The sequence below is a fragment of the Dyella sp. NPDC103356 genome, assembly GCF_055584465.1.
In genome coordinates, this window is the sequence record NZ_JBVJLZ010000007.1 from 1 (window position 1) to 25,892 (window position 25,892).

The 25,892-nt window shown below is 62.5% G+C and carries 20 protein-coding genes and 1 tRNA gene; 7 read left to right on the forward strand and 14 right to left on the reverse strand.

Annotated elements, in window-relative coordinates; translation table 11 throughout:
• Positions 1-64 precede the first annotated feature (64 nt).
• From ACZ6WW_RS16530 to serS, 5 genes are all read right to left on the reverse strand, one after another.
• Complete coding sequence (locus ACZ6WW_RS16530; protein ID WP_465275177.1) at positions 65-1,492, reverse strand: DUF6538 domain-containing protein; 1,428 nt, start codon at positions 1,490-1,492, stop codon at positions 65-67.
• A gap of 88 nt (positions 1,493-1,580) precedes the next feature.
• A tRNA-Ser gene (locus tag ACZ6WW_RS16535) sits at positions 1,581-1,670 on the reverse strand.
• A gap of 56 nt (positions 1,671-1,726) precedes the next feature.
• Positions 1,727-2,188 (reverse strand): GNAT family N-acetyltransferase, encoded by a 462-nt coding sequence (locus ACZ6WW_RS16540; protein ID WP_465275178.1) that lies wholly within the window; start codon positions 2,186-2,188, stop codon positions 1,727-1,729.
• Positions 2,189-2,556: 368 nt separating this feature from the next.
• Entirely contained in the window at positions 2,557-2,928 is a 372-nt protein-coding gene (locus ACZ6WW_RS16545) for an LrgA (protein ID WP_465275179.1), read from the reverse strand.
• Between the two features lie 10 nt (positions 2,929-2,938).
• Positions 2,939-4,219 carry a serine--tRNA ligase gene (gene serS, locus ACZ6WW_RS16550; RefSeq protein ID WP_465275180.1) on the reverse strand — a complete coding sequence of 427 codons (1,281 nt, stop codon included), beginning with the start codon at positions 4,217-4,219 and terminating at the stop codon, positions 2,939-2,941.
• 460 nt (positions 4,220-4,679) lie between these two features.
• Between serS and ACZ6WW_RS16555 the strand changes: the two genes are divergently transcribed.
• Positions 4,680-6,179 carry an FAD-dependent monooxygenase gene (locus ACZ6WW_RS16555; RefSeq protein WP_465275181.1) on the forward strand — a complete coding sequence of 500 codons (1,500 nt, stop codon included), beginning with the start codon at positions 4,680-4,682 and terminating at the stop codon, positions 6,177-6,179.
• A 145-nt stretch (positions 6,180-6,324) separates the two neighbouring features.
• Here the strand turns inward: ACZ6WW_RS16555 and ACZ6WW_RS16560 are convergent, their stop codons facing one another.
• On the reverse strand, positions 6,325-6,891 hold the full coding sequence (locus ACZ6WW_RS16560; protein WP_465275182.1) for a hypothetical protein: 567 nt from the start codon (positions 6,889-6,891) through the stop codon (positions 6,325-6,327).
• Positions 6,892-7,044: 153 nt separating this feature from the next.
• Between ACZ6WW_RS16560 and bla the strand changes: the two genes are divergently transcribed.
• From bla to ACZ6WW_RS16575, 3 genes are read left to right on the forward strand one after another with little or no spacing between them, the layout of a single operon-like run.
• Entirely contained in the window at positions 7,045-7,959 is a 915-nt protein-coding gene (gene bla / locus ACZ6WW_RS16565; RefSeq protein ID WP_465275183.1) for a class A beta-lactamase, read from the forward strand.
• Positions 7,960-8,011: 52 nt separating this feature from the next.
• The gene (locus tag ACZ6WW_RS16570) at positions 8,012-8,857 is read left to right on the forward strand and encodes a PP2C family protein-serine/threonine phosphatase (RefSeq protein WP_465275184.1); all 846 of its coding nucleotides are present in this window, start codon (positions 8,012-8,014) and stop codon (positions 8,855-8,857) included.
• 25 nt (positions 8,858-8,882) lie between these two features.
• The gene (locus ACZ6WW_RS16575; protein WP_465275185.1) at positions 8,883-9,743 is read left to right on the forward strand and encodes a LysM peptidoglycan-binding domain-containing protein; all 861 of its coding nucleotides are present in this window, start codon (positions 8,883-8,885) and stop codon (positions 9,741-9,743) included.
• A gap of 167 nt (positions 9,744-9,910) precedes the next feature.
• Here the strand turns inward: ACZ6WW_RS16575 and ACZ6WW_RS16580 are convergent, their stop codons facing one another.
• The 8 genes from ACZ6WW_RS16580 to ald all read right to left on the reverse strand — a co-directional run bounded on the left by ACZ6WW_RS16580 (position 9,911) and on the right by ald (position 22,346).
• A complete protein-coding gene (locus ACZ6WW_RS16580; RefSeq protein WP_465275186.1) occupies positions 9,911-11,599 on the reverse strand; it encodes a protein kinase domain-containing protein in 1,689 nt (562 codons plus the stop codon).
• Positions 11,600-11,606: 7 nt separating this feature from the next.
• A complete protein-coding gene (locus ACZ6WW_RS16585) occupies positions 11,607-12,134 on the reverse strand; it encodes an FHA domain-containing protein (RefSeq protein WP_465275187.1) in 528 nt (175 codons plus the stop codon).
• Between the two features lie 157 nt (positions 12,135-12,291).
• Positions 12,292-13,623 carry a replication-associated recombination protein A gene (locus tag ACZ6WW_RS16590; RefSeq protein WP_465275188.1) on the reverse strand — a complete coding sequence of 444 codons (1,332 nt, stop codon included), beginning with the start codon at positions 13,621-13,623 and terminating at the stop codon, positions 12,292-12,294.
• A 7-nt stretch (positions 13,624-13,630) separates the two neighbouring features.
• Positions 13,631-15,007 carry a DUF3999 family protein gene (locus tag ACZ6WW_RS16595; RefSeq protein WP_465275189.1) on the reverse strand — a complete coding sequence of 459 codons (1,377 nt, stop codon included), beginning with the start codon at positions 15,005-15,007 and terminating at the stop codon, positions 13,631-13,633.
• On the reverse strand, positions 14,997-17,708 hold the full coding sequence (locus ACZ6WW_RS16600) for a DUF2339 domain-containing protein (protein WP_465275190.1): 2,712 nt from the start codon (positions 17,706-17,708) through the stop codon (positions 14,997-14,999). Before ACZ6WW_RS16600 ends, ACZ6WW_RS16595 begins: the two co-directional genes overlap by 11 nt.
• A gap of 231 nt (positions 17,709-17,939) precedes the next feature.
• The gene (lolA, locus tag ACZ6WW_RS16605; RefSeq protein WP_465275191.1) at positions 17,940-18,593 is read right to left on the reverse strand and encodes an outer membrane lipoprotein periplasmic chaperone LolA; all 654 of its coding nucleotides are present in this window, start codon (positions 18,591-18,593) and stop codon (positions 17,940-17,942) included.
• Between the two features lie 138 nt (positions 18,594-18,731).
• Positions 18,732-21,083: a DNA translocase FtsK gene (locus ACZ6WW_RS16610; protein ID WP_465275192.1), complete on the reverse strand. Its 2,352-nt coding sequence runs from the start codon at positions 21,081-21,083 to the stop codon at positions 18,732-18,734.
• A 204-nt stretch (positions 21,084-21,287) separates the two neighbouring features.
• Complete coding sequence (gene ald / locus ACZ6WW_RS16615) at positions 21,288-22,346, reverse strand: alanine dehydrogenase (protein WP_281849369.1); 1,059 nt, start codon at positions 22,344-22,346, stop codon at positions 21,288-21,290.
• A 218-nt stretch (positions 22,347-22,564) separates the two neighbouring features.
• Here ald and trxB point away from each other — a divergent pair, with 218 nt between their 5' ends.
• The 3 genes from trxB to ACZ6WW_RS16630 all read left to right on the forward strand — a co-directional run bounded on the left by trxB (position 22,565) and on the right by ACZ6WW_RS16630 (position 25,890).
• A complete protein-coding gene (gene trxB / locus ACZ6WW_RS16620) occupies positions 22,565-23,527 on the forward strand; it encodes a thioredoxin-disulfide reductase (RefSeq protein WP_465275193.1) in 963 nt (320 codons plus the stop codon).
• A 161-nt stretch (positions 23,528-23,688) separates the two neighbouring features.
• Positions 23,689-24,822, forward strand: a complete 1,134-nt coding sequence (locus tag ACZ6WW_RS16625) for a GNAT family N-acetyltransferase (protein WP_465275194.1) — start codon at positions 23,689-23,691, stop codon at positions 24,820-24,822.
• Between the two features lie 9 nt (positions 24,823-24,831).
• The gene (locus tag ACZ6WW_RS16630; RefSeq protein WP_465275195.1) at positions 24,832-25,890 is read left to right on the forward strand and encodes an alpha/beta hydrolase; all 1,059 of its coding nucleotides are present in this window, start codon (positions 24,832-24,834) and stop codon (positions 25,888-25,890) included.
• Positions 25,891-25,892 lie beyond the last annotated feature (2 nt).

Genomic DNA, 25,892 nt, shown 5'->3' on the forward strand with positions numbered 1-25,892 from the left:
GCTTGCACAGCAGTCTTGACTATCAATCGCCGGACAGTTTTGAGCGTATGCTCACGGTGACGATTTAAACCGTCCGAGAAATCGGGGGTAGTCCATTCCGACCCCTTTTATGCAACAGCTCCTTCATGGTTGGAGCCCTGCTGTAGGCAGCATGGTGTTCATCATCAAGTTCGTGTCCGACATACGCAGCTCGGATCTCAGAAGGCACGCCCAAAGTCTGTAGCCCCTGAATGAAAGACTTTCGAAGGGAGTGGAAACCGAACTTCCCCTTCTCGGGCTTCCCGGATATTGCCAAGACATGACGACTGAAAGCCTTCGATAGCCAATTTCCCATCCCGTTGACGCCATCGGTCTTCACACTCGGAAACAGACGTGTTTCTCCTGCTTTCCGCAGTGACTCGACACGCTTAAGAAGGCCAAGCTTGATGAGCTTTGGATGGATGGGAACCGTTCGGATGCTGATGTCCGATTTGACGGACTGACCTTCCGATTCATCACAGATACGGATGCATGGAATGCCCTCGACTTCGACAAAGTCAGCCAAGGTCAGCTGGCCAACTTCCGCAACCCGAGCACCCGTATAGAGTCCAATCCATGCCCCCCAACGGGCAGACTCATTCAGACCTTGTTCCATCGCCTTGGCGTCATACAAGGCTTGGATTTGCTCCTTGGAAAAAGGCTTAAAACCCAACACGCGGCGTTGCCTCTTTTCCCGCACACCGTAGATAACTTGACCCGCTGCGGGGTTCTCATCGCGAGAAAATGATGGGTAATACCCGCGAGCCTTCGACCAATCGAAGAAGCCCCTGAGATAGCTGAGTTTGTTGACGATGGTTGGGGTTTCGAGCTTGCTTGCCCGAAGTGCCATGACCCAGTTGCCCACATCGATGCGACCCGCATCGTTCAAAGGATTCTTCTCGCCATAGTGTTTGGCGAACCCCTCGACGGCGGTGGTTTTTATTTTAAAGGTCTTGGTTTTGGTCGAAGGCTTGATCTCGGTCAGCCATTGAGTAACCAATTTTCCAATCGGTACGGCGGGAATCTTCGATGCTGGGTCGGATGCTAGAGACCGTTGAGACTCAGCGGCCCGAGCGGCTCGCATGAGTTCCTGATAGTAGGGCTCCTGGTCTAATGGACCGATGCGCTCTAGCGCATCCATGGCAAAGGCATGGTCTGCCTTACCGTTGGCTTCAATTTCTACCGTGCCATCTGGGTGACGGATGACCTTATAACGCTCAGGCGTCTTCCCTTGAGCGACCTCAGAAACCGTTGGAATGCCATCCTTAGCCACACTCAGCCCCCTGAACGTGAAGGGTTGAGCATACCCCTCAACGAGACTCAGCGCACGTTTCTGCGCTGTCAGAAGGTCACGGGTACCAAGGCTTTTGGTGAGTTCAGTCTTGCCCGTGAGACGGGCCTGGTTAGAGGACAATCTTTGGCGAAAATGCCAGATGCCTGAGGGCGCCAACCTGAGATAGTTGGGAATACGCATATCGGCTCACTTGTGGAGCGATATGTGGAGTGACGGACCTTTTCTCAGTCCACAAAAAAGCCCACAAAAATGGGCTTATCTGCAAAACTGGCGGAGAGAGTGGGATTCGAACCCACGGTAGGCTTACACCTACGGCAGTTTTCAAGACTGCTGCCTTAAACCGCTCGGCCATCTCTCCATGGAACTGTTCGCTTTGCGCGAGGGCGGGATTCTAACAGGAATAGATGGCTTGCCCTACCCATGGGGAGGCTTGTTGTGGGCTATGAGCTTGCGGTGGGTGGCTGTTGTTGATTCTGGTGTGGGGGCGTAGCCGAGGGCTAGGTAGAACTGGGAGGCGGCTTCGGAGTCGGTGCGTAGGACCAGTGAGGTGAATGTCCTGGCTGCCTGCTGTTGGATGGCTTTGACTAGTTGGGTGCCTATGCCGTGGCCGCGGTTGCTGGGGTGGATGTAGAGGTGCCGGATGCGGCCGATTTGAGGGTCGTTGCTGTAGGGGTCTTGGGTTAGGCCGCAGATGCCTACGAGGTCGCCTTGTTCGTAGGCGCCTAGCAATGTTTCGCCTGGGGCGTTGAAGCATTTTTGGGCGGTGAGGTATTCCTCTCTCAGTCGCATGAGGAATCGGAATCCCTCCGCTGTACTGGCTTCGATAAGTGGGGTCAGTTGCTGCCAGGGTGGTGGGAGGAGGGTTTGGATTTCCATGTGTGGGGCTTGGAGCTCTGGACTCTCTCCGAAGGGTTATTCCGAAGGATGACGGGGATCATGAGTTGCGCCTTGTCGTGTAGAGGCGCTGGGCCCCGGCGTTCGCCGGGGCGACGGTGAGGTGGTGATGGAGGGTAGGTTATCCGAGGGAGTGAACTGTCAGCGGTGGACTCCCAGAGGCTCCCGGATCAGGAGTGGCCGGTGGTTGGCTTTGCCGGTCCCGTTTTTGGCAGGAGGAGCTTTTTCAGTGCTCGCCTGTCAGGGCGGCATGTGGAACACATCCACCTTGAGGAATGGATTCCGGCCTTCGCCGGAATGACGAGTAGGAAGGGTTTCTAGGGGTTTCCTGATTCGCCCGCTTTTCGCGGTCAGGAATGGCCGGTCGAGGCCCTTGCCTGGCCCTTTTTCGACAGCGCAATCAACGCCCATACGATGATTCCCACCGGAATCGCCGCGCCCACGATCGGCAACAGAAGTACCGGCTCGCGGATGACCATGGGAATCAGTTGGGTAGCGGCACCGTAACCGATGACCCATAGCCGCACCGGCCGGCTTTTGCGGCCAAACCAGAACGCCGCCGTTACCGCGACGAAGGCGATCCAGCTGAGCACCAGATCAAGCGTGGGCAGAACCCAGACGCTGGCGAAGCCCAGCCGGATGATAAGCACGGTAAAGAGAACCGCCAGCAAGAAGTAGCTGGCGGTCCATTCGACTTTGTTCCAGTTGCCCTGCCCGCTCATTCGTTTGCCTTCAGGCGATGGTGTCGAGGTTGCGCATGTAGGGGCGCAGCGCTTCGGGGACGGTGATGGAGCCGTCGGCGTTCTGGTAGTTCTCCATGACCGCGATTAGCGTGCGGCCCACCGCGAGACCCGAGCCGTTCAAGGTGTGGACGAGTTCGGGCTTGTTGGTTTCCGGGTTGCGGACGCGTGCCTGCATGCGCCGCGCCTGGAAGTCTTCGCAGTTGGAGCAGCTGGAGATTTCGCGATAGGTGTTCTGGCTGGGTAGCCATACTTCCAGGTCGTAGGTCTTGGCGGCGGAGAAGCCCATGTCGCCGGTGCACAACAGCTGCTTGCGGTACGGCAGGCCGAGGGCTTGCAGCACTTTTTCGGCGTGGCCGACCATTTCTTCGAGCTGTGCGTAGGAGTCGCCTGCACGGGCGATCTGCACCATTTCGACTTTCTCGAACTGATGCTGGCGGATCATGCCGCGCACGTCACGGCCGTAGCTGCCGGCTTCGGCGCGGAAGCACAACGAGTACGCCGTCATGCGCAGCGGCAGCGTGTCGGCGTCGACGATGCTGTCGGCGACCAGGTTGGTCAACGAGACTTCGGCGGTGGGAATCAGGTAACGCTTCGATTCGCCGACCTGGGTGGAGAACAGGTCTTCTTCGAACTTCGGCAGCTGGCCGGTGCCGTGCAGCGCGTGCTCGTTGACGATCACCGGCACGTTGCATTCGAGGTAGCCGTGCTCGCCGGTGTGCAGGTCGATCATGAACTGGGCGAGTGCACGATGCAGGTGTGCGAGCTGGCCGCGCAGCACGGTGAAGCGTGCGCCGGAAAGCTTGGCGCCGGCTTCGCCGTCGAGCCAGCCGTGGCGTTCGCCGAGCACGACATGGTCTTTCACGTCGAAGTCGAAGTTGCGCGGCGTGCCCCAGCGGGTGACTTCAAAGTTGTCGTTTTCGTCTTTGCCGACCGGAACGGATTCATGCGGGATGTTGGGTACGCCCAGCGTGATGGCGGCGAGCTTGGCCTGCACGTCGGCCAGCGCGGTTTCGTTGGCCTTGAGCTTGTCGCCGATGCCGGCGACCTCGGCCATCAGCGGCGCGACGTCTTCGCCCTTGCCCTTGGCCTGGCCGATCGCCTTGGAACGGGTGTTGCGCAGGTTCTGCAGCTCCTGCGTTTCGGTGGACAAGTGCTTGCGCTCGCTCTCCAGCGCTTCGATGGCGGAGACGTCCAGGGCGTAACCGCGGGTGTCCTTGAGGCGCGCGGCGGTTTCGGCCAGGCGCGTACGCAGTAGAGCGGGGTCCAGCATGATCTCGTCCCGTGATGGCTTGAACGGGGAATTATCGCTGGGGGGTGGGGATGCCGCAAATGGCGGCGAGATAGCACGGGAAACGGCTACCTCCCGTTTCAATATCTTAAAGCATGGGGGGCTTGCGGCAAGTCCCCTGGGGTGGTGCTCAATCGCCGGCCTCAATGGGCCTCGAAAACCTCTCCTTGATCGTCATCCCGGCGAAGGCCGGGATCCAGCGCCTTGGGTTGTGGCGTGAAGGCGCTGGGTCCCGGCGTTCGCCGGGACGACGGTGAGGGGAATGGGGTTGTTCAAGGCTCCTTGGGGTGACCCTTCGTAATGGGAGTGGCGATATGAGCTTGCTGTTATCGGTGTACAGGCCGCGGTGGAGTCTTGAGTCTTTGGTCGTGTTTGCGGCTTGGTTGTGTGTGTTCAGCTCCAAGGAGTCCGCCGTGTGGGTGCTGGCGGCGGGGGCGTGGCTATGAGGGCGCATGCCGTGGTGATCGCGGGTGGCGGGCCGGCAGGGCTGATGTTGGCTGGGGAGCTGGCCTTGGCGGGGGTCGATGTCGCGATTGTGGAGCGGCGCGCCAGCCAGGCCCTGCCCGGCTCTCGGGCGGGTGGCTTTCACGCGCGCACCATCGAGGTTTTCGATCAGCGGGGTATCGCGGACCGGTTTCTGTCGGAGGGACAGATGGTGCAGATCGTGGGGTTTGCCCGGGTCACCCTGGACATCAGCGACTTTCCCACGCGACACAACTACAGCCTTGGGCTGTGGCAGAACCATATCGAGCGGATTCTGGCCGGCTGGGTCCATGAGCTGGGGGTGCCGATTTACTACGGTAGCGAGGTGGCTGGTTTCGCGCAGGATGCGTCCGGCGTCGACGTCGCGCTGGCCGATGGCCAGTCGCTGCGGGCGGAATATCTCGTTGGGTGCGATGGCGGGCGCAGCTTGATTCGCAAAATGGCCGGTATCGAATTCCCTGGATGGGATCCGACCATCAGCAGCCTGATCGCCGATGTCGAGATGACCGAGCTGCCGCCCATGGGCATTCATCGCACGGCGCTTGGTGTCCACTCTTTTGGCCGGGTGGAGTACGAGATTCGCGATGGCGAGGTGATCTTCAAGGACGAAGGGCCGGTGCGAGTCATGCTGACCGAGGCGCAGGTCGGTGCCACTACCGAACCTGGCTTGGACGATCTGCGCGAGGCGCTTATCGCTGCCTGCGGGACCGACTATGGGGTGCACAGCGCTACCTGGATATCACGGTTTACCGATGTGACGCGGCAAGCTGCGACCTACCGCAATGGGCGGGTTCTGTTGGCCGGCGATGCTGCGCATATACATGCGCCGGATGGTGGGCAGGGTTTGCAGACCGGTGTGCAGGATGCAGTGAATCTGGGGTGGAAACTGGCGCAGGTGGTCAAGCGGATCTCGCCGGAAAGCTTGCTCGATACCTATCACACCGAGCGTCATCCGGTGGCTGCGCGCGTACTGCAACTTACGATGGCGGCGATTGGGCTTCGTCGTCCGGATGAACGTACGACTGCGGCGCGCGACATGATGGCGGAGCTGCTTGGTATGGACGCGCCGCGTAAGCACTTCGCCGGGATGCTGACCGGGTTGGATATCCACTACGACCTTGGCGATGGGCATCCGTTGCTTGGGCGGCGGATGCCTGATCTCGATGTCGTTACGGCCGATGGAGCGATGCGTGTTTTTACGCTGCTGCATGGTGCGCAGGCGGTGTTGCTTAACTTGGGTGCGCCGGGTGGTTTTGATATGGCGCCGTGGGCGGATCGGGTTCGGTGGGTCGATGCGCGTTATGACGGGGTGTGGGAGCTGCCAGTGCTTGGTGTCGTTGCGGCGCCTGTTGCGGTGTTGATTCGGCCGGATGGGTATGTGGCTTGGGTTGGTGAGGGATCCACGCAAGGACTCGTTGAGGCGCTGACGATGTGGTTTGGGGCGCCTGCTGCCGGGTAGCGCTCACCTACAGTCGTCGTCCCGGCGAACGCCGGGACCCAGTGCCTTACGCTTCGTTGGATGAAAGACGCTGGGTCCCGGCCTTCGCCGGGACGACGTTGAGGGGAAGTGGTGTGCTCCCTCTCAACATTCACAAGAGTTTTTTTTAGCGTGCTCGCCGGCCTAGCCACCAGGCCATGGCCGCACCCGCCAGGATCCATCCCACCAACTGCTCGACCAAGGCGGCCAAGGTGAAGTCGAGTGGGAAGCGATACCAGTTCCAGTACGGCACCATCGTGCACAGCCAGCTGAAGATCGCCGCTGCGATGGCGATGCTTATGCGTCGGCCGAAGGTGAAAGCGGCCAGCCCCATCACGAAGGCCAACGCCAAGGCCGCCAGCGTGTCCGATGCCCATTGACGCCCTAACTGCGGGCCCATCTGGGTCATGTTGTCGGCTTGGGGCATATACACGATGAAGGCATAGGGCGCGTTCTGCACTTTTTGCGTGTAGAGCTGCAACGCTCCCTTGTCGGACATTTTGTCCGGAGCGAGCGACGGCACCATGTAGATACCCGCTTGCTGGCCCAGGCCGGGGCGCAGGCCGTTCAGTGTCGCGTCTTCGTTGATGGGCTGATGGATGCCGACCATGCCCAGCCCCAGTATCGTGTGCGCCAGCGCGCCCCAGATGAAAATCACGATACCGCCAATAATCCCTGCAACAAGTACGCGCATGATCAGCCCTCCCCGGTTCTCATCGATGGTGGCTGCAATCTAGAAGCGACATGCCATCAACGCAACCGGACAGAAGGTCGATTGCCTCAAGGCTGCCTTCCCGGTGCCCTTTTTGTCCGCGACAGTGCATCGGCTCTAGCTGCGGAGAACACGATGAAACCTTTGACGCGCTGCACTATCGCCTTCGCCCTGGCTGTTCTTGCATGGCCCGTTTTCGCCACCGATGCCATGCAGGCGCGACTCGATGCGATCGCGCAACGAGCACGCCCCGCCGCTTTCGGTATCGCCGTGCTCGATGTGCAAAGCGGCAAGACGTGGCAGGTCCATGCCGAGCGCGGCTATCCGATGATGAGTGTGTTCAAGGCACCGCTGGGTGCGGCGGTGCTGGCGAAGGTCGAGCGCGGCGAGCTTTCGCTGGCGCAAAAGATCACGCTGACACGCGCCGATCTGCGTCACGGGCGTAGCCCCATCGCGGATCACTTTCAGGGCGACAGCACGACGATGACGTTGCGCGATTTGTTGGCGGCTGCCGTCAATGAAAGCGACAACACCGCGGCGGATGCCTTGCTGCGCCTGATTGGCGGCCCGGCCAAGCTGACGGCGTTTCTGCGCGCGCATGGTATCGAGGGTATTCGTAGCGATCGCGGCGAAGGCGAGATCTACAACGATGTGATGACGCCGGATGTGCAACGCGGCGTAGCCACCTATATGACCGACCCACGCGATACCAGCACGCCCATCGGCGCGGTCGATTTTCTACATAAGCTTTGGCTCAACCAGCTGCTGTCGAAAGAGTCGACGCAGTACTTGTTGTCTTTGATGACGCACGCGCGACCGCAGCGCCTTGAAACCGGTTTGCCCAAGGGCGTGACGTTTGCGCACAAGGGCGGCACCTCCGATACGTTCGACGGCATGACGCCGGCCTTCAACGACATCGGCATCGCACGCTGGCCGGACGGCCATGTGGTGATCGTGGCGGGGTTTCTGACCGGGTCCCGGGCACCGGAAACCGAGCGTGCGGCGCTATTCGACGCCTTGGGTAAGGCGGTAGGCGAACTGGGGCACTAAAGCGCCCTCGCCCATCGCTATACTCGCGACGGGTGCATCGGGGGGCTGCCGAATGCTGGATGAGCAAGTCGATCTTTGCGTGTCGCCACTGGTGGTTGCCGGGCGGGTGCGCGGTGGGCGTGCGACACAACAGGACGAACTGGTCTGCCTGCATGCACCCGATGCGGATGCGCGCCTGCTGGTGCTGGCCGATGGCATGGGCGGCGACGGTGCCGGCGAGCTGGCGGCGCAGACCGTGGTCGGCGTGGCGCGGCAGATGTGGGAACAAGGCAGCTGGCGCGAACAGCCCGGCCCGTTGTTTCTGGAGACACTGTGCCAGGAAGCACATACCCAATTACGCCGCCTGCGCGACACGCTTGCCAGCGGCGAGCCCCATTCGACCGCGGTGGCGTTATTGATCCAGGGCAACCGTGCCTGCTGGGCGCATGTCGGCGACAGCCGGCTCTATCGCTTTCAGGGGCGGCGTTGCCTGGAACAGACCCAGGACCACAGCGTGGCGCAGCTGAAACGGCAGCGCGGCGATATCTCCGAAGCCGACCTTGCCAGCGACCCCGATCAGCACAAGCTGTTGCGCGGTCTCGGGGGCGCGGATGCACCCGTCGTCGACCATGGCCTGGCCACGCTGCGCCCGGGCCAGGCGTTCGTGCTGTGCAGCGACGGGGTGTGGGAGCATCTTTCCACGCGTGAGTTGGCGGAGCTGGGTTTCGCTCGAGACCAACCGGCGGCGCTACAGCACGCGCTGGCCCTGGTAGTCCGCCGTGGCGGCGAACATGCCGACAATGCGTCTCTAGTTGTTGCCCGTGTTGCCGATACCGGTTGGATACGGCGGTTGATGGTGTGGATGGGATCGACGTTGACGGGTGCCGCATCCGCGCGTCGCGACGATGTAGCGGCTTAGATTCATTTTGGAAAACATATTGCGCATGGCATCGACACAGGGACTATCGAAACACGTTCTGGCAGCGGGATGGCTGGCGACCGCGCTGGTCATCTCCGGCTGCTCGCAGATGCACACCAAGCCCAAGGTGGTAAGCACACCGCCTCACCAGGAAGCCCCTATCGCACCGCCGGCGCCGCCGCCGGTCGAGACGGACGATGCTCCGGACATGCCGATCAGCGCGATCATCAAAAGTCAGTTGCAAGTGGGGCGCTACGAGGATGGCGAGAAATCGCTGAAGCATTATCTGAAACAGCACCCGGACGATCGGCTTGCGCAGAATCTGCTGCGTCAATTAACGGTCGACCCGCAGCAGGCGCTCGGGGCATCTTCACGCAACTACACCGTGCAATCGGGCGACTCGTACAGCACGCTGGCGGCGCGCTTTCTCGGTGACGGCACTCAGTTTCTGATCCTGGCGCGTTACAACAATGCCGCCAATCCGTCGATGCTGCGTGCGGGACAAGTACTGCATGTGCCCGCGTCGGCCAAGAATGCGCCTGATAAAGCCTTGAGCCATGTGTCGCCGGCTGTACAGGCCAAACGTTTGCAGGACGAAAGCCTTGCGCTGCTCGGCCAGGGGCATCGCGACGATGCGGTGTCGCGTTATGACCAGGCATTGTCGCTCGACCCGACGTTGAAGCCCACCAATGGTGATGCGGCGGGGTTGCGTACCCAGGTACTGAACAACTATCACCAGCGCGCCATTGTGTTGTATCGCGATCAGAAGCTGGATCAGGCGATTGCGTTATGGGATCACGTGCTGGCGATCGATCCGGGGTATGAGGCGGCTACGGTTTATCGGACGCGGGCGTTGGAGTTGAAGCATCGGCTTAAGCAGCTTTGATGGGGTGAGGGCTTAGAGCCCCCCTCACCCTAACCCTCTCCCCCGGCATAGCCAGGGGAGAGGGGACCGACTGAGGCAAGCCTTCAAAGTCTCGCGCTTTTGCTCCCTCTCCCCTGGCTACGCCGGGGGAGAGGGTTGGGGTGAGGGGGCTGGGTGCTCGCGGGATGCTAACCCGCGTCGTCTTTCTCAGACACAGGCAAAATACGCGTCGGCTGCGTCGCACTTTCCGCAGGCACGCGCCGCGCGGGTCGAATACCCAGGCGCCGGCGATTCTGCAGCGACGTATTCATCAGGTTGAACGACACAAACAACCGCCCCAGCTCATCACCGCGAACCAGACGAATGCGATAACCAAAATCGCCACGCGCCACGCGCAGCAACGCATCGCTCACCAGGCCAAGCAGAATCAACGGCCGACGGAACAGCCAATACGCCGCGCCCATGACCACCGTCAAGGTCACCAACAACACGGTAAGAATCACACCAAGCGTGGTCTTTTGCGCAGCGTGTAACGGCGCGTTGCTGACGCCCAGACGTAGCTGACCGACGGTTTTCACCTGATAGAGCACAGGTACGTCGAACAGCAGCACATCGTCCTGCCCTGCTCCCTTATCGGGACTCAGATAGCTCTGAATATCGCTGGCCTGCGATTCGTACTTCTTGCCGTTGATCGGCGGCAACGGATGGTCGATTTCGTCCTCGCGCGTGCTGGCTACGACGTTGCCGTCGTGGTCGGCGATGGCGAGGTAATGAATCTGCTGATTGCGTGCCACGTCCTCGACCAGTGCACGTGTGGCCGCGCGATCGCCGAGCAACAGATTCTCCGCCGATTCGCTGGCGATCATATGCGCCATCGAACCGCCGAAGTCGAATGCAAGGCCGGTGACGGCGCGATTCTGCTTGCCATAGATCAGCGCCAAACCAAGGATCAGCACCATGGTCAGGATCGCACCGAGCACGCCGGCCCAACGCAGACGCAACGACACGAAATGATTGACCAGCGGCTGCTCCTGCAGGCGGTCGTATTCGCGTTGTGCAACGCGCAGGTCGTCGACGACTTCGGCGCCGCGTTGGTAGCGCGCCTCGATCGTCGACGCCAGCAAGGTGCCGACGATATGCACCAGCATCGACGGCGCAGCCGGGTCGCGCGGCTCTACCGGCGGCAATGACTGCTGTCGTTCGGCGATGGTCTGCCTGATATCTTCGTGATCGGGCCAGGGCAGCTTGCCGGTCACCAGCCAGTGCAGCACGACGCCCAGCGAGAACAGGTCGCTGCGCGCACCGCTTTTTTCGCCGCGCAAGCGCTCGGGCGCCATATAGGCCGGCGTGCCACCGATACGTTTGCTAGCACGCCCGTCTTGCTTGCCGCGCCGTTCGGCAATGCCGAAGTCGCTGATCTTGGCGTGATGCCAACCGTCGACCAGCACAATGTTGTCGGGCTTGATGTCGTGATGAATCACACCCTGGGTGTGTGCATAGTCGAGCGCGGCAGCCACCTGGGTGATCAGCTCGATGATCGTCGGCAGCGGGGGCAGGCCATGCGTGGCGACGCGGCTGGCGAGGGTTTCGCCGGTGAGGCGTTCCATCGCGATGTACGGGCGACCATCGTCGGTTTCACCCGCGTCGAAGACGGTGACGATGTGCGGATGGGTCAGATGGCCGGCGGCGCGCGCCTCGACCAGAAAGCGGCGGCGATAATCGGGGTCGTCGGCCACTTCGCGGTGCAGGCACTTGATCGCCACGCGGCGTTCGATGTCCGGATCGAAACCGGCATACACCACCGCCATGGCACCCTCGCCGAGGATACCTTCGATACGGTATCGGCCAATGGTTTGCGGAATGGACGCGACGCTCACGGCAGGCTTATCGAACCAGCCACCAAGCCGCCGCGGCCACCGCCGCGACCACGACGATACCGGCCACGATGCGCAGCGCGAGCCGCGCCGCCGAGCCTTCGTCCGGTTCACGGGTCAGAAAGACGAACTCGACCTGCCCCAGTCGCAGGCGGTCGCCATGTTTAAGCACGGCTTCGTGGATACGCTGCTCGTTGACGAAGGTGCCGTTGGTCGACAGCGTGTTCATGACCACATAGTGGCCGTGCTGGTTGATGATCCAGGCATGCGAAGCCGAGACGCTGAGGTCGTCGAGAATGATGTTGCTGTCGCTGCGCCGGCCGATCGTCTGTCGCCCCGAGCGCAGCACGAAACGCCGCCCTTCGATCCCCTGGCTGACACCCTCCAGCACCGGCTGGTGGGTACTGGCCCGCTCGTCGAACGATGGCACCGCCTCGGCATACTCCCGCAGTTCCTGCACGGATAGCAGCTGGGTACCCTGCGGCCCGGCAGAGCGGACTCGGGGTATACCGGCAGGTAGCGGATCGGGTCGATTCATAACGTATCTGAAGGGTGGCGATTGTTAGCCACTATAACCAAACCGATTGACCTGCTGACCTAGGGCCAGTTGGCGTTTTGGAATACGGCCCTTCACAATTTCGTCATCCCGGCGCAGGCCGGAACGACGACTTGCGGGAAGCTTTCGTCCCCGCGGGCTACTTCTTCCTCGCCTGCGCGCGCGACTCGCGCAAGGCCGCCAGCTTCTCGCGCAGCTTGATTTCCAGCCCCCGTTCCACCGGTTCGTAGAACACCATGCCTTCGAGCGCATCGGGAAGGCATTGCTGGTCGAGGGCGATGCCGCCTTCGGCGTCGTGGTCGTATTGGTAGCCCTTGCCGTAGCCCAGGCCTTTCATCAGCTTGGTTGGGGCGTTGCGCAGGTGCATGGGGACGTCCAGAGTGCCGGTCTGGCCGATGACGGCGCGGGCCTGGTTGTAGGCCATGTAGGCGGCATTGCTCTTGGGGGCGATGGCCAGCCAGATCGCCAGCTGCGCCAAGCCAAGCTCGCCTTCGGGACTGCCCAAACGCTCGTAGGTGTCCCAGGCGTCCAGCGCCATGCGCCAGGCACGCGGTTCGGCCAGGCCGATATCTTCGACGGCCATACGCGTCATGCGACGCGCGAGGTAAAGCGGATCGACGCCACCATCCAACATGCGCGTCAGCCAGTACACGGCGGCATCGGGATCGGACGAGCGTACGGATTTATGCAACGCGGAAATCTGGTCGTAGAACTGTTCGCCACCCTTGTCGAAACGACGTGTGCGATCGGCCAGCACCTGGGTCAGCGTGGCGTCGTCGATGGTGTTGTCGTTGGCTAGCTCCGAGGCGATTTCCAGCAGCGTGAGTGCACGGCGCACATCGCCATCGGCGGCATGCGCGATCAAGCGCAACGAATCCTCGGCGACCTGCAAGCCGAGCTCGCCCAAACCGCGTTCCGTGTCGGCAAGCGCACGCTTGAGCGCGGCAACGATGTCGTCGATGGAGACAGATTCCAGCACATGCACGCGGCAACGCGAGAGCAGCGCCGAGTTCAACTCGAACGACGGGTTTTCGGTGGTGGCGCCGATAAAGATGATCACGCCACGTTCGATATGCGGCAGGAAGGCGTCCTGCTGCGCCTTGTTGAAGCGATGCACCTCGTCGACGAACAACACGGTGCGCCGGCCCTGCGCGAAATTGGCCTCCGCTTCGGCCAGCGCCTTGCGCACTTCGGGCAACCCGGAAAGCACGGCCGAGATGGCACGGAAATCCGCATCGGCATAACGCGCCACCAACAAGGCGAGCGTGGTCTTGCCGCAACCGGGTGGCCCCCACAGCACCATCGAATGCACGCGGCCGGCTTCCAGCGCACGGCGCAGGGCCTTGCCGGGTGCAAGCACACGTTGCTGGCCGACGATCTCGTCCAGGTTGCGCGGACGCATACGCTCGGCCAGCGGCTTTAACGCATCGGACTCAGGGAAGAGTCCGGTATTCGATGGTAAGAGGGACATGTCGAACTTAGGGTTTGGGGGCCGGTTGATCGCCACGCGATTGCTTCAGCAGACTCCATGCCATACCCGCGATCAACAAAGCGCCAAGGATGAGTACAAGCCACAGCACGGGACGCGTCCAATCATAGGGCAGCTTGGGCGCCAGCAGCGCATTCGGGCCGCCGGCGTCGGCACGAGCACCAAGCCCGGCCTCCGGCGGCAGCCAGTCGCTGGGCTTCACATCGCGCAGCTTTTCCAGCGAGGCGGTCATCGGATAGTCGCCGCGCCGTGCGGCGTAGCTGCCTGCCAGCAGTCGGTACGGCGCGTGCCCTTCGGCCATGAACATGAATTGATCCGGCTCCCAGCCCACGACCAGCGTCGGTGGTGCCGCGAGCGCGGTATCCACATGCACGCGCAGGTGCTGGATCGGTTGGCTGGTCCAGCGCAAGGTGACCTCGGCGGCGCCGCTACCGACACGCACGATGTCTGCCGAGCCCAGCGGCGACCATTGCATCTTGCCGTTGTCGTCCTCGCCGGCCAACAGCGTGACATGCGCGGCGACGTTGCTGCTGGGCAAGGCCAGCTTGGCGGCCTGCAGCGGCAACGCGGCGATCAGGCGATAGTCGAAATCCGTGCCGTTTTGCTTGGTGTCTTCCAGTGCGCGCTGCCAACTCAGTGTGGCCAACGTATCGGCGGGCGCCGGTACGTAACTGCCCTGCAGGGTGACGTTGGGCGTGTGGCCATTGCTCCAGTCCACGTCGCCGTCGATCAGGCGGATGCGGTAATAGCGTGCCGGTGTGCCGCCAACATCGAGCGACAACTGCTCCACGCCGCCGTCGTCACCCTGGCCGCTGACGCGCGTCAGGCTGCCGGTATCGCCGCGCTGGCTCCAGTTCTTCAGGTCGTCGCTGGCATCGACTTCGACATGCAGCTGGATATCCTGCGTCACCGACGTCGGATCGAGCTCGATGTGCTCGACACTGGCGCTGCTGCCGGCATCGATCAGCCACTGCGTCGGCTTGGCCGATCCAGTCGCTGCGCCCTGGTTGATCACGATATCGCCGTTGGTATTGCGCTCCACGCGCACGGCGCCAGCGGCATCGCGCGATACCGGTACCGGCAGCATCCGCGTGTGCGCGGTGAAATCGCGCGTCTGCGGCGGCTCGACCGGCATCGGTCCGAACGGCACCGGCTGGCCATCGCTATTGACCACCACGATGTCCTGCAGATTGGCATTGCGGTTGATCGCCGCGTAGACCTCGGGCGTCAAGGCAACGCGATAGGCCTCGCTCGGCGTTTTCGTGTCGAGCGCAAACGCGTAGGCGTAATCGGTCTGCGCGCTGGCTTGCGCCGCGGCTACGGGCAACAGCAAGGCCAACCCGAACAAACGAAGATCAAGGCGCATGAGTGCCCTCCTCCCTGGAAGATGAAAGCGGCGGCGCCTGTTTCGGCGGCGCCGGTGCGAGATAACCGATGACGGTACAAAGCAGACCGTAGGCGATAAACGAACCGATACCGAAAAGGTTGCCCAACTGAGCACGGTCGATCAGCAGCAGCTTGGCCAGTACCACGCCCATCATGATGGCGCCGGCCAGCCACAGCATGCGATGCCCGCGGCGCGAGCCCCACACCCAGGCCACCAGGCCGAGCACGCTCCACACGACGGTAAGCGACATCTGCGCGAGGCTGGACTGGGCAAGCGCATCGCTCCAGCCGACGCCACCGAGCTGATGCACCGCGCGCAAGGTCGCATCGGTTACGAAGATCAGCACGATCGCACCGGCCACCAACGCGCGTTGCTGTTTCAACACAACCGGCGTCTGCGCATCGGCCAGCCAGCGTGCGAAGAAGAACACGATCGCCAGCAACATCAGCTCGAGCGGGTTGATCAACGGGATATACGGCAACGGCGTGGCATCGCCATCGCTACCCAGGGCCAGCAGCGCAAGCACGCCGAGCAAGGCGAACAGCGAATACAGCAGCGGCGTGCGCCATTGCGGCAGATGCAAGGCCAGCGGTGCCGCGATCCAGCGCGGACGCCACAGTGCGAGTGCGGTGAGCAGGAACGCCGGGGTAAAGCTCAGTACGAAGACCCAACTGGTCGATATCCAGCGTGCACCATCGAAGGCCACCCAGATCGCCAGTACCAGGATCGCGCACCAGCGCCACAGCCATGCCAGCTGCGCCAGGCTGGCGCTGAGTGCAAAGGCGCGCAGGCAAATCAAGGTACGCCAGCCGAACGCCGCTGCTGCGACGATCGCCGCCAGCGTCCAGCCGGCCAAGGGTTGCTCGCGCAATTCGACCAGCCGCAACAACACCAGCAGCATCACGAACAGGAAGGCCGGTGGGCTGTAGCGCAATACGGCACCCAGCTCGAATCGTGTCTCGCGCTGCGCTACTTCGGCGATCAGCCACGCGGTGAACGCGAGCAGGGTGAACCATGCGGCCGGCCAGAATCGGACATCGACGAAGCGACCGATTTCCGTACCAGACGCCGCCACCCACCACAATAAGCTCCACGCATAGAGCGCAACGGCAAGCAGGCGGTGGGTCGAGCGCTCGCCGTCGTTGCGCACGTAGAGCACGCAACTGGCGATACCCGCGACGATCAGCAGCAAGGCACCGATGAAATCGCGATTGAGCACCGGCCATTCGTTCGTCAGGTACCAGTGGCGGCCGAGCAGCAAGGCGCACGCTGCCAGCAGTTGCAGCGACAGGCCGCTCCAGCGTGCCAAGGCGCGCTGCTGGCGCAGACCCAGCCAGATCAGGCCCGCGCCTTCGAGCGCGAAGATGCTGCCGGTGACATTCGCATTGAGTGCCAGCGGCACCGCGAGCGTGGCGAAGGCTACCGCCAGTACCGCCCAGGTCTCACGCAGCAAACGCATCGCCGGATGGTTGCGCACGACGTAGGCAAACACGATGTAGACCACGCCCGCGGCGAGCGCGGAGAACGCCATCGCACGCGGATCCCATTGCAGCAAGGCGCCCTGCAGCAACAAGCTGATCAAGGGATTGCCGAACATCAGGCTGCCGTCGATGATCAAGCGTCGATCGGCCGGTGCGCGCAACACATGCAGCCAGGGGATGATGAGGTAGAACAGGAAGTTCAGCACCAGGAACGGCTCAGTGCTGTTGAAAAGATGCGGCTCGTATTTCAGCACGCCCCACGCTGTGCCGATGCCGAAGGTGGCAATGAAACCGAGCAGGTTGAGCACGCGCCAGGAGCGTTTCCAGGCGATGCCGAGAATGGCCAGATTGAGGATCGCGTAGTAGCTGAAAAGCGCCACGTGACTGCCCTGCCCGGTCGAGACCAGGATCGGCGCGGCAAAGCCCGCGACCAAGCCGAGCATGGCGAGCGCCAATGCATCTTGCAGCACGGCGAGCATGCCGATGCCGGCGACCAGCACCAACAGCAAGGCGAATGCCGCGCTTGACGGAATCAGGTTGTACAAGCGGAACGCAGCAAAGATCACGATGATAAGGACGCCGATCGCACCACCCTGCAGCGACAGCCCAAACACGCGTCGTTGCGAACGCTGTCGCCAGCCAAAGGCAAGACCACCGATGGCCGCCAGCGCGACGACGCTCAGGCGCAAGCCAATCGGCAGGCGCAACATGCCGCTATCGGAGGCGTACTTGAGCAGCGCGGCGACACCGGCGAACAACACCAGGATGCCGACTTTCACCGGGACGTTGCCTTCGGTAAACCAGCCCCAGGCCCGTTCGATCAACGACGGGCCGCTGGGTACGGAGGGCGGCATCGCCGGCGTGTGCGGACGCTGTATGTCGTCGGCCCAGGCGTCGGGCGCTGAGGCGGCGGGCAGAGGCGGTGCGACCGGCGGGGGTGGAGGTACGTATGCCGGTGGTGGTTGTGTCTGTGCGATATCCGCTGCGCGATGCACGATCGCATCGGCTTCTGCTCTCGACTGCGCTGCCGGCGGCAAGGCCAGCTCATTCAAGCGCGCACGCGTTGCGGACAGCTCGCGCGACAGGCGCGATTGGCGCGCCCAGAGCAAGCCGATCGCAGCGCCGACCAATGCGCCGAAATACCCCTGATCGGCCAGTGCCCCCAGCACTGCGCCGACGATCATCCACACTATGAACATCTGTTCGTCCTTGTGTTTGGAGCGGTGTTTACAGGCTCGCTTCGCCTCGCCTCTTGCGCCCCCTCACCCCAACCCTCTCCCCCGGCGGAGCCAGGGGAGAGGGAGCTAAAAAGCGCGCAAAGTTCAAACTTGCCTCAGTGCGCCCCCTCTCCCCTGGCTTCGCCGGGGGAGAGGGCTGGGGTGAGGGGGTGCCTTTGATCGCGACTTTAATCGCGACCCGTTCGTCCGACGTTAATTTTTAATCGGCTGCGTGGTAAGCACCGGCGCATCGCCGATTACGTCCGCGCCCTTGGGCGGCACGAAGTTGAAGGTCTGCGGCGCAATCGATGCGTTGCGCTGCCAGCCGGAGAAATGGATGTCCGTGGTAGCGCCGAGCTGGTCGCGGAAGGTCATGCGTGCCAGGCCGTTGGCGTCGAAGCCTAAGTCGGCATAGTCGAACTGCGGGTCTTTCGCGGTCGAGGTCAGGCGCACCCAGCTCAGGCCGTCGCGTTCGCCCTGCTCGGTCACTTTGAAATCGCGGTCCATCTGCTTCAGATCGGTCAGCACCGTGAGCGGGCTATGTGCTTCTTCGCCACTTTGGATGCGCACGGTGACCTGCTCCAGGTCCGGGTCGTACAGCCACACGCGGCTGCCGTCGGCAACGATGGTCTGCTTGTACGGCGCGATGGTTTCCCAGCGGAACTGGCGCGGCGCTTCCAACGCCAGCGTGCCCGAGCTGGATTTGCCGGGCTGACCGTTGGCGTCGGTCAAGGTCTGGCTGAAGTTGCCGGTGAGCGAGTGCAGGCCGGTGGCGAACGCATCGAGCTTGGCGCGCGCGTTGCCGGTGGCGGCATGCGCGGTGAAGGCGAGCGCGAAGGTGGCGATAGTGACGATAAGACGATTCATTGGAGATCCCGATGATCTTTGCTTTTAGCTCGTCATTCCGGCGCAGGCCGGAACCCAGTAGCGATGCGTATCGATTTTCGCGACAACCTGAAACCGAGGGCACTGGGCTCCGGCCTGCGCCGGAATGACGAAGTAGGTTTAGTTCTTGGGCGGCGGCGGCGCCAGCACTTCGCGATTGCCGTTGTGCTGCGGTGCGCTGACCACGCCCTCCTGCTCCATCTGTTCGATCAGGCGCGCCGCGCGGTTGTAGCCGATACGCAGATGCCGCTGGACGCCGGAGATCGATGCGCGACGGCTTTCGGTCACGATGCGCACCGCCTTGTCATAGAGCTGCGCTTCCGCGTCGCCGCCGGCCTCTTCTTCCAACGGCAGACCGGAGTCGCTGATGAACTTGCCGTCGCCGGTGGGTTGCGATTCTTCCAGCACACCTTCGATGTATTGCGGCGAACCCTGCGACTTGAGCCAGTCGACCACGTGATGCACTTCATGGTCATCGACGAAGGCGCCATGTACACGCTCGGGCGTAGCGGTGCCGGGCGGCAGGTAAAGCATGTCGCCATGGCCTAGCAGCGTTTCAGCGCCCGATTGATCGAGGATGGTGCGCGAATCGATCTTCGACGACACCTGGAACGCGATGCGCGTGGGGATGTTTGCCTTGATCAAACCGGTGATCACGTCCACCGACGGACGCTGCGTGGCGAGAATCAGATGCACGCCAGCGGCACGCGCCTTTTGCGCAAGACGCGCGATCAGTTCTTCGACCTTCTTGCCGACGATCATCATCATGTCGGCAAATTCGTCGATGATCACCACGATGTACGGTAGCGGCTCCAGCGGCTCGGCGGCCAGGTTGGGCATGTCCGGATTCGGACGGAACAGCGGGTCGAGCATGGGCTGACCGGCATTCTCGGCGTCCTTCACCTTCTTGTTGAAACCAGCGAGGTTGCGCACGCCGACTGCGGCCATCAGCTTGTAGCGACGCTCCATTTCGCCCACGCACCAGCGCAGCGCGTTGGCGGCTTCTTTCATGTCGGTGACGACCGGCGCGAGCAGATGCGGAATCTTGTCGTAGACCGACAGCTCCAGCATCTTCGGGTCGATCATGATCATGCGCACGTCTTTGGGGCTGGACTTGTACAACAAGCTCAACACCATCGCGTTCACCGCCACGGACTTGCCCGAACCGGTGGTACCGGCCACCAGCAAGTGCGGCATCTTGGCCAGGTCGACCACGGTCGGCTTGCCGGCGATGTCCTTGCCCAGCGCCAGCGCCAAGGGCGACTTGAGCTGGTCGTATTTGTCCGAGCGCAGAATCTCCGACAGGTAGACGATCTGCTTCTTGGTATTGGGGATTTCCAGGCCGATCACGTTCTTGCCCGGAATCACGTCGACCACGCGCACGCTGACCACGGACAGCCCGCGCGCAATGTCCTTGTCCAGGCTCGACACCTGCGAACCGCGCACGCCGGCGGCAGGTTCCAGTTCGAAGCGCGTGATCACCGGGCCCGGATAGACGCCCACGACCTTCGCCTCGATACGGAAGTCCTTGAGCTTCAGTTCGACCTGGCGCGACAGCACTTCGAGGGTTTCTTCCGAATAGCCCGGGCCTTGCGGCGGTGCTTCGTCCAGCAGGGACAACGGCGGCAGTTCGCCCGGTGCGGCAGCGCCGGTGAACAAGGGAATCTGCGTTTCCTGGCGGGCGCGTTCGCTCTTGATCACCGGCGTCGGCGCCGATTCGATACGCACCGGTTCGCGCTTGGCCTGCTTGACCGCCTCGACCTTCTTGACCACTTCGCGCTCGGCGCGTGCCTGACGCGCGGCCAGGGCTTCGGGGGCTTCCTTGAGCTTGCCGCCGAACCAGCTACCGAGCTTGACCACGCCGGCACCGAGCAGGTCCATCACCTTGAACCAGGACAGGCCGGTGGCGAGCGTGACTGCTATCAGGAACAAGGCGAGCAACAGCAACGGCGCACCTTTGTCGCCAAAGGCACGCAACAAACCGTGGCCAACCCAGCGACCGACAATGCCGCCTGCGCCTTCCGGCAGAATCTGCGCGTCGTGCAGGTTCAACCACGCCAGGGCCGGCGTGGTGATGAAAAACAGTACAAAGCCGATCAACCGCAGCGACGGCTCCCACGGCTGCACATTGCGCTCGCCGCGATGACGCAGCACCTGCACGCCGAGGATCAGCAGCAACAACGGGAAACAATAAGCGACGAGGCCGAAGATGTAGCGCAGCAGGTTGGCGATGTTCGCGCCCACTTCGCCGCCCAGATTGTGGGCGTGCTCGGCCGTGCTGGCATGGCCCCAGCTAGGGTCCTGGTCGTTGTAACTGAACAGGCAAACCAGCAGATACAAAGCGAGCGGCAGCAGCAACAAGGCGCCTGCCTCGCGCAGACGACGCTTGAGCTCTTCGCTGAGCCCCTCGCGCGGCTTTTCCTTTTTGGATGTTGCTTTTGCGCTACGCGCCACCGGTTTGGGATTCCTCATAAACTGCAATCAATAAAGGACCGTGGGTAGGTTATTGCCGACATAGCGTAATGCTCCCCTGTAAGCATCCCTGCCCCTCTTAGGCGCAAGAGCATACCCTGTCGTAGGTCTTACCTTGGCTTAATGCTGTAATTAATTGAAAAAGCTAAAAAAGAAAAGGGGAACGGAAGCCCGAGGCCTCCGTTCCCCATCGGGCGGAGCCTATCAGCCCAGCAGGGCCGGATGCACCAGCTTGCCGCCGTCCACATTGATACCGGCCTTGAGCGGAGCGAAGTCGCGCCACTCGTTGCCGCCGGCCAGACGCTGCACGTACGGCAGGATTGCCGCCGAGATGGCCACCGACGAGGTCTGCGGCACGGCGCCCGGCATGTTGGTCACGCAGAAATGCGTCACGCCGTGCACGTCGTAGGTCGGTTCCTTCCAGGTGGTCGGACGCGAGGTTTCGAAGCAGCCGCCCTGGTCGATCGAAATGTCGACCAGCACCGAGCCCGGCTCCATCGTCTTGACCATTTCTTCGGTGACCACGCGCGGCGCCTTGGCGCTGGGGATCAGCACGGCACCGACGACGATGTCGGCATCGCGCACTTCTTCGGCCACCGAGGACTCGTAGGCGTACAGAGCGGTGACGTTCGGGCCCATTGCCATCATTTCGGCCAGGCGGTCCTGGCGCTTGTCGAACACCACTACGTTGGCGCCGGCAGCAGCGGCAAGCGCAGCGGCGTTGCCGCCGGCAGCGCCCGCGCCGAGCACAACGACCTTGCCGCGCGGGGTCGAGGCCATGCCGCCCAGCAGCTTGCCCTTACCGCCCTGCGGACGATGCAGCAGCGTGGTGCCGATCTGGGTGGCGATGCGGCCGGCGATCACCGACATCGGCAGCAGCAGCGGCAGGCCGCCGTCTTCCTCGACCGACTCGAAGGCGACGCCGGTCAGGCCGATGTCCAGCAGGCTCTTGGTCAGCGCCGGCTCGGCGGCCAGATGCAGGTAGCAGAACAGCAGGTGGTGCTTCTTGAGCAGGGCCAGGTCGCCGGCGACCGGCTCCTTCACCTTGACGATCAGCTCGCCAGCCTCGTACAGGGCGGCGGCGTCAGCGGCGAGTTTCACGCCGACCTTGGTGTATGACTCGTCGGAAAAGCCGCTCTTCAGGCCGGCGCCGGCCTGGATGAATACTTCGTGGCCGCGGCGAACCAGGTCGGCGGCGGCAGCGGGGACCAGGGCAACGCGACCCTCTAGGGTCTTGGTTTCAGAAGGAATGCCGATACGCATGGGGAGTGGAAGATCCTGTCAGTGCACAAAAAACCGCGATGTCAGCCATCGCGGATAGCGTTACAGTCGCCTGCGCCTTGAATCGGCTGCATGTCTTCCCCATCCTTGCGGGTTCAAAACTCGTTCTCTGATGCCTGAAGGCGGTCTTAGGTGAAACCGCCGCAGGATGTGGAGCGAATAGTGATTCAAGCTGCCTGCAAACTTTAAGGATTATATCAATGACGACCCCTAAGCACAGCCGCCTGCTGATCCTGGGCTCCGGCCCCGCCGGCTATACGGCTGCCGTGTACGCTGCCCGCGCCAATCTGAAGCCGACCATGATCACCGGCCTGCAGCAGGGCGGGCAGCTGATGACCACCACCGACGTCGACAACTGGCCGGGTGACGTGGAGGGGTTGCAGGGGCCCGCCTTGATGCAGCGCATGGCCGAGCACGCCGAGCGCTTCAAGACCGAGATGGTGTTCGACCATATCCATACGGTGGACCTGAAGCAGCGCCCGTTCCGCCTCAAGGGCGATTCGGGCGAGTACACCGCCGACGCGCTGATCATTACCACCGGTGCGACCGCCAAGTACCTGGGCCTGGCCAGTGAAGAGCATTTCAAGGGCAAGGGCGTATCGGCCTGCGCCACCTGCGACGGCTTCTTCTTCCGCGAGCAGGACGTGGTGGTGGTCGGCGGCGGCAATACGGCGGTCGAAGAGGCGCTGTATCTGTCCAACATCGCCCGCAAGGTGTACCTGGTGCACCGCCGCGACAAGCTGCGCGCGGAAAAGATCATGCAGGACAAGCTGTTCGAGAAGGCAGCGGCCGGCAAGATCGAGCTGATCTGGAACCACGCGGTGGATGAGGTACTGGGCGATGACAGCGGTGTGAACGGCGTGCGCGTGAAAGACGTGAACACCGGTGCCACGCGCGATCTGGATGTCACCGGCTTCTTCGTGGCGATCGGCCACACGCCCAACACCGGCATCTTCGACGGCCAGTTGGACATGCGCGATGGCTATATCAAGATCCGTTCGGGCCTGGACGGCATGGCGACGATGACCAATATCCCCGGCGTGTTCGCCGCGGGCGATGTCGCCGATCATGTGTATCGCCAGGCCGTGACCTCGGCCGGCTTTGGCTGCATGGCCGCGCTGGATGCGGAGCGTTGGCTGGATCAGCAGACGCCGGTGGTTTGATCTGCGTTATGGCCTCACCCAGTTCGTCGTCCCGGCGTAGGCCGGGACCCAGTGACCTTGCGGTTCGGTTTTCGCGACAACCGAATACTGAAGCCTCTGGATCCCGGCCTACGCCGGGATGACGACCAAGGGAACACTTTCTCGCCCTTAAAGTCTCCCGAGTGATCGAAGCCCGCTTCCACGAAAGCATCGCCGACTTGCCCGCTGCCGCCTGGGATGCCCTACTCCCGGACGACAATCCTTTTCTATCGCATGCGTTTCTGTCGGCGCTGGAAACTACCGGCTGCATCCGGGACGATTTTGGTTGGCGCGCGCATCACCTCGTGCTGCACGAAGGCAACCAGTTGGTCGCCGCGGCGCCGCTTTACCTCAAGGGCAATTCGCACGGCGAGTTCGTGTTCGACTGGAGCTGGGCGGGCGCCTGGGAGCGCGCCGGTGGCGACTACTATCCGAAGCTGCTCAACGCGGTGCCGTACTCGCCGGTGACCGGCGCGCGTCTATTGGTCGGCAACACGGCCGAAAGCGATCTGCGACGCCAGGCGCTGGTTGCGGCCATGCGCGCCCAGGTCGATCGCTACGGCCTGTCATCGGCGCACGCGAACTTTCTTACCGATGACGACCTGCCCGCGTTCGACGAACACTGGCTGGCGCGTTCGGATGTGCAGTTTCACTGGCCCAACCGCGGCTATAGCGATTTCGGCGATTTTCTCGCGGCGCTCAATCACAAGAAGCGCAAGAACATCCGCCATGAACGTGGCCAGGTCATGCAGAGCGGCATGCGCATCGAGATGCGCGGTGGCGATTCGCTCGATGCGGAGCAGTGGCATCAGATCCATGCGTTGTACGAATCGACGTTCGACGCCAAGGGCAATCATGCCGCGTTGACCGAAGCTTTTTTCGTCGACCTGGGCCAACGCCTGGGCGACCGCGTCCAGGTGGCGATCGCACGCAGCGGCTCGACCATCTTTGCGATGGCGATGTTCCTGCGCAGCAGTCACACCTTGTACGGACGGTACTGGGGCGCCACGGTCGACCTGCCCGGCCTGCACTTCGAGCTGTGCTACTACCAGGGCATCGCGTATGCGATCGAACATGGTCTGCAACGCTTCGAACCGGGTGCGCAGGGTGAACACAAGCTCGCACGCGGGTTTCTGCCGGTGCGCACGCATTCACGCCACTATCTTGCCGACGAAGGTTTTCGCGACGCAGTACGCCAGGCCTTGAAACGCGAGGCCTTGCATATGGACGGGTATGCGCAGGATCTGATGGAGCATAGTCCGTATGCGCAGCGGTGAAGGGGCGCCTTGATCAAGATCGGCTCGCTCGCCCTCTACATAGGCACGCTATGTGCCGCACACGCAGCCACCCTCCCGGCCGTGCCATCGCGCGAATACACCCACGCCCACACCCTGGTCGACATCGATCACGGCCGACGACTGAATCTCTTCTGCCTGGGCCAAGGCACACCGACGGTCATTTTCGAAGCCGGGCTGGGCGAAGACTCGATAGCGTTTCGCAAAGTCCAACTGGCCGTAGCGGGCTTTACACGCGCCTGTGCCTATGACCGTGCGGGCTTCGGTTTCAGCGACGCCGCGCAACGACCCTCCGATGCATTGCATATCGTCGACGACCTGCATCGGCTGATTCATCGTGCCCCGCTGACAACACCGGTTGTACTCGTCGGTCACTCGAGCGGCGGCCTCTACGAAAGTCTTTACGCCGCAAGCTTTCCCAACGATGTCGCGGGCCTGCTGTTTGTCGACCCGGCGTTTGTCGGGCAGGACGAAGTCATTACCGCGAACTGGACCGCTACGGAAAAGCAGGCATGGAAGGCAGAGGACACCAACGATATGGATCAGGCCAGGCAATGTCTTGCGTGGGCGACGCAAGGCAAACTGCAGCGGCCGCAGCACGCCGCCTGCATGGACGACCCACCCAATCCGGACCGGCTCATTCACCACGTGCTCGATCGCGAAAGCAGTCAGGCTAAACAACAGGCTGCGTATGTATCGGAAATGGAACAAGGTATCGCTCCGCCCGGCGGCGGCCTTTCGCCCACCGAACTCGAAGTTCGCCATGCGGACCCGAATTTCGGTGATATGCCGTTGGTGGTGCTGACGGCCGGAAATCAATTTCACGACTACCCGCTGGCCCAAGCCAGCGCTGCCCGGGCTGCCTGGATGTCCGGTCACGACCGCATCGCAAACCTGTCCACCCAGGGTCGCAATATTTTGATTCCGCACAGCGGGCATGACATCCAGGGAGATCGCCCCGATGCGGTCGTGAAATACATCAGGCAGATTGTGATGCGGATAAGAAAGGCCGCACCCACACCTGAGAAAAAAGCCGCCGCCGTAGGTTAGGC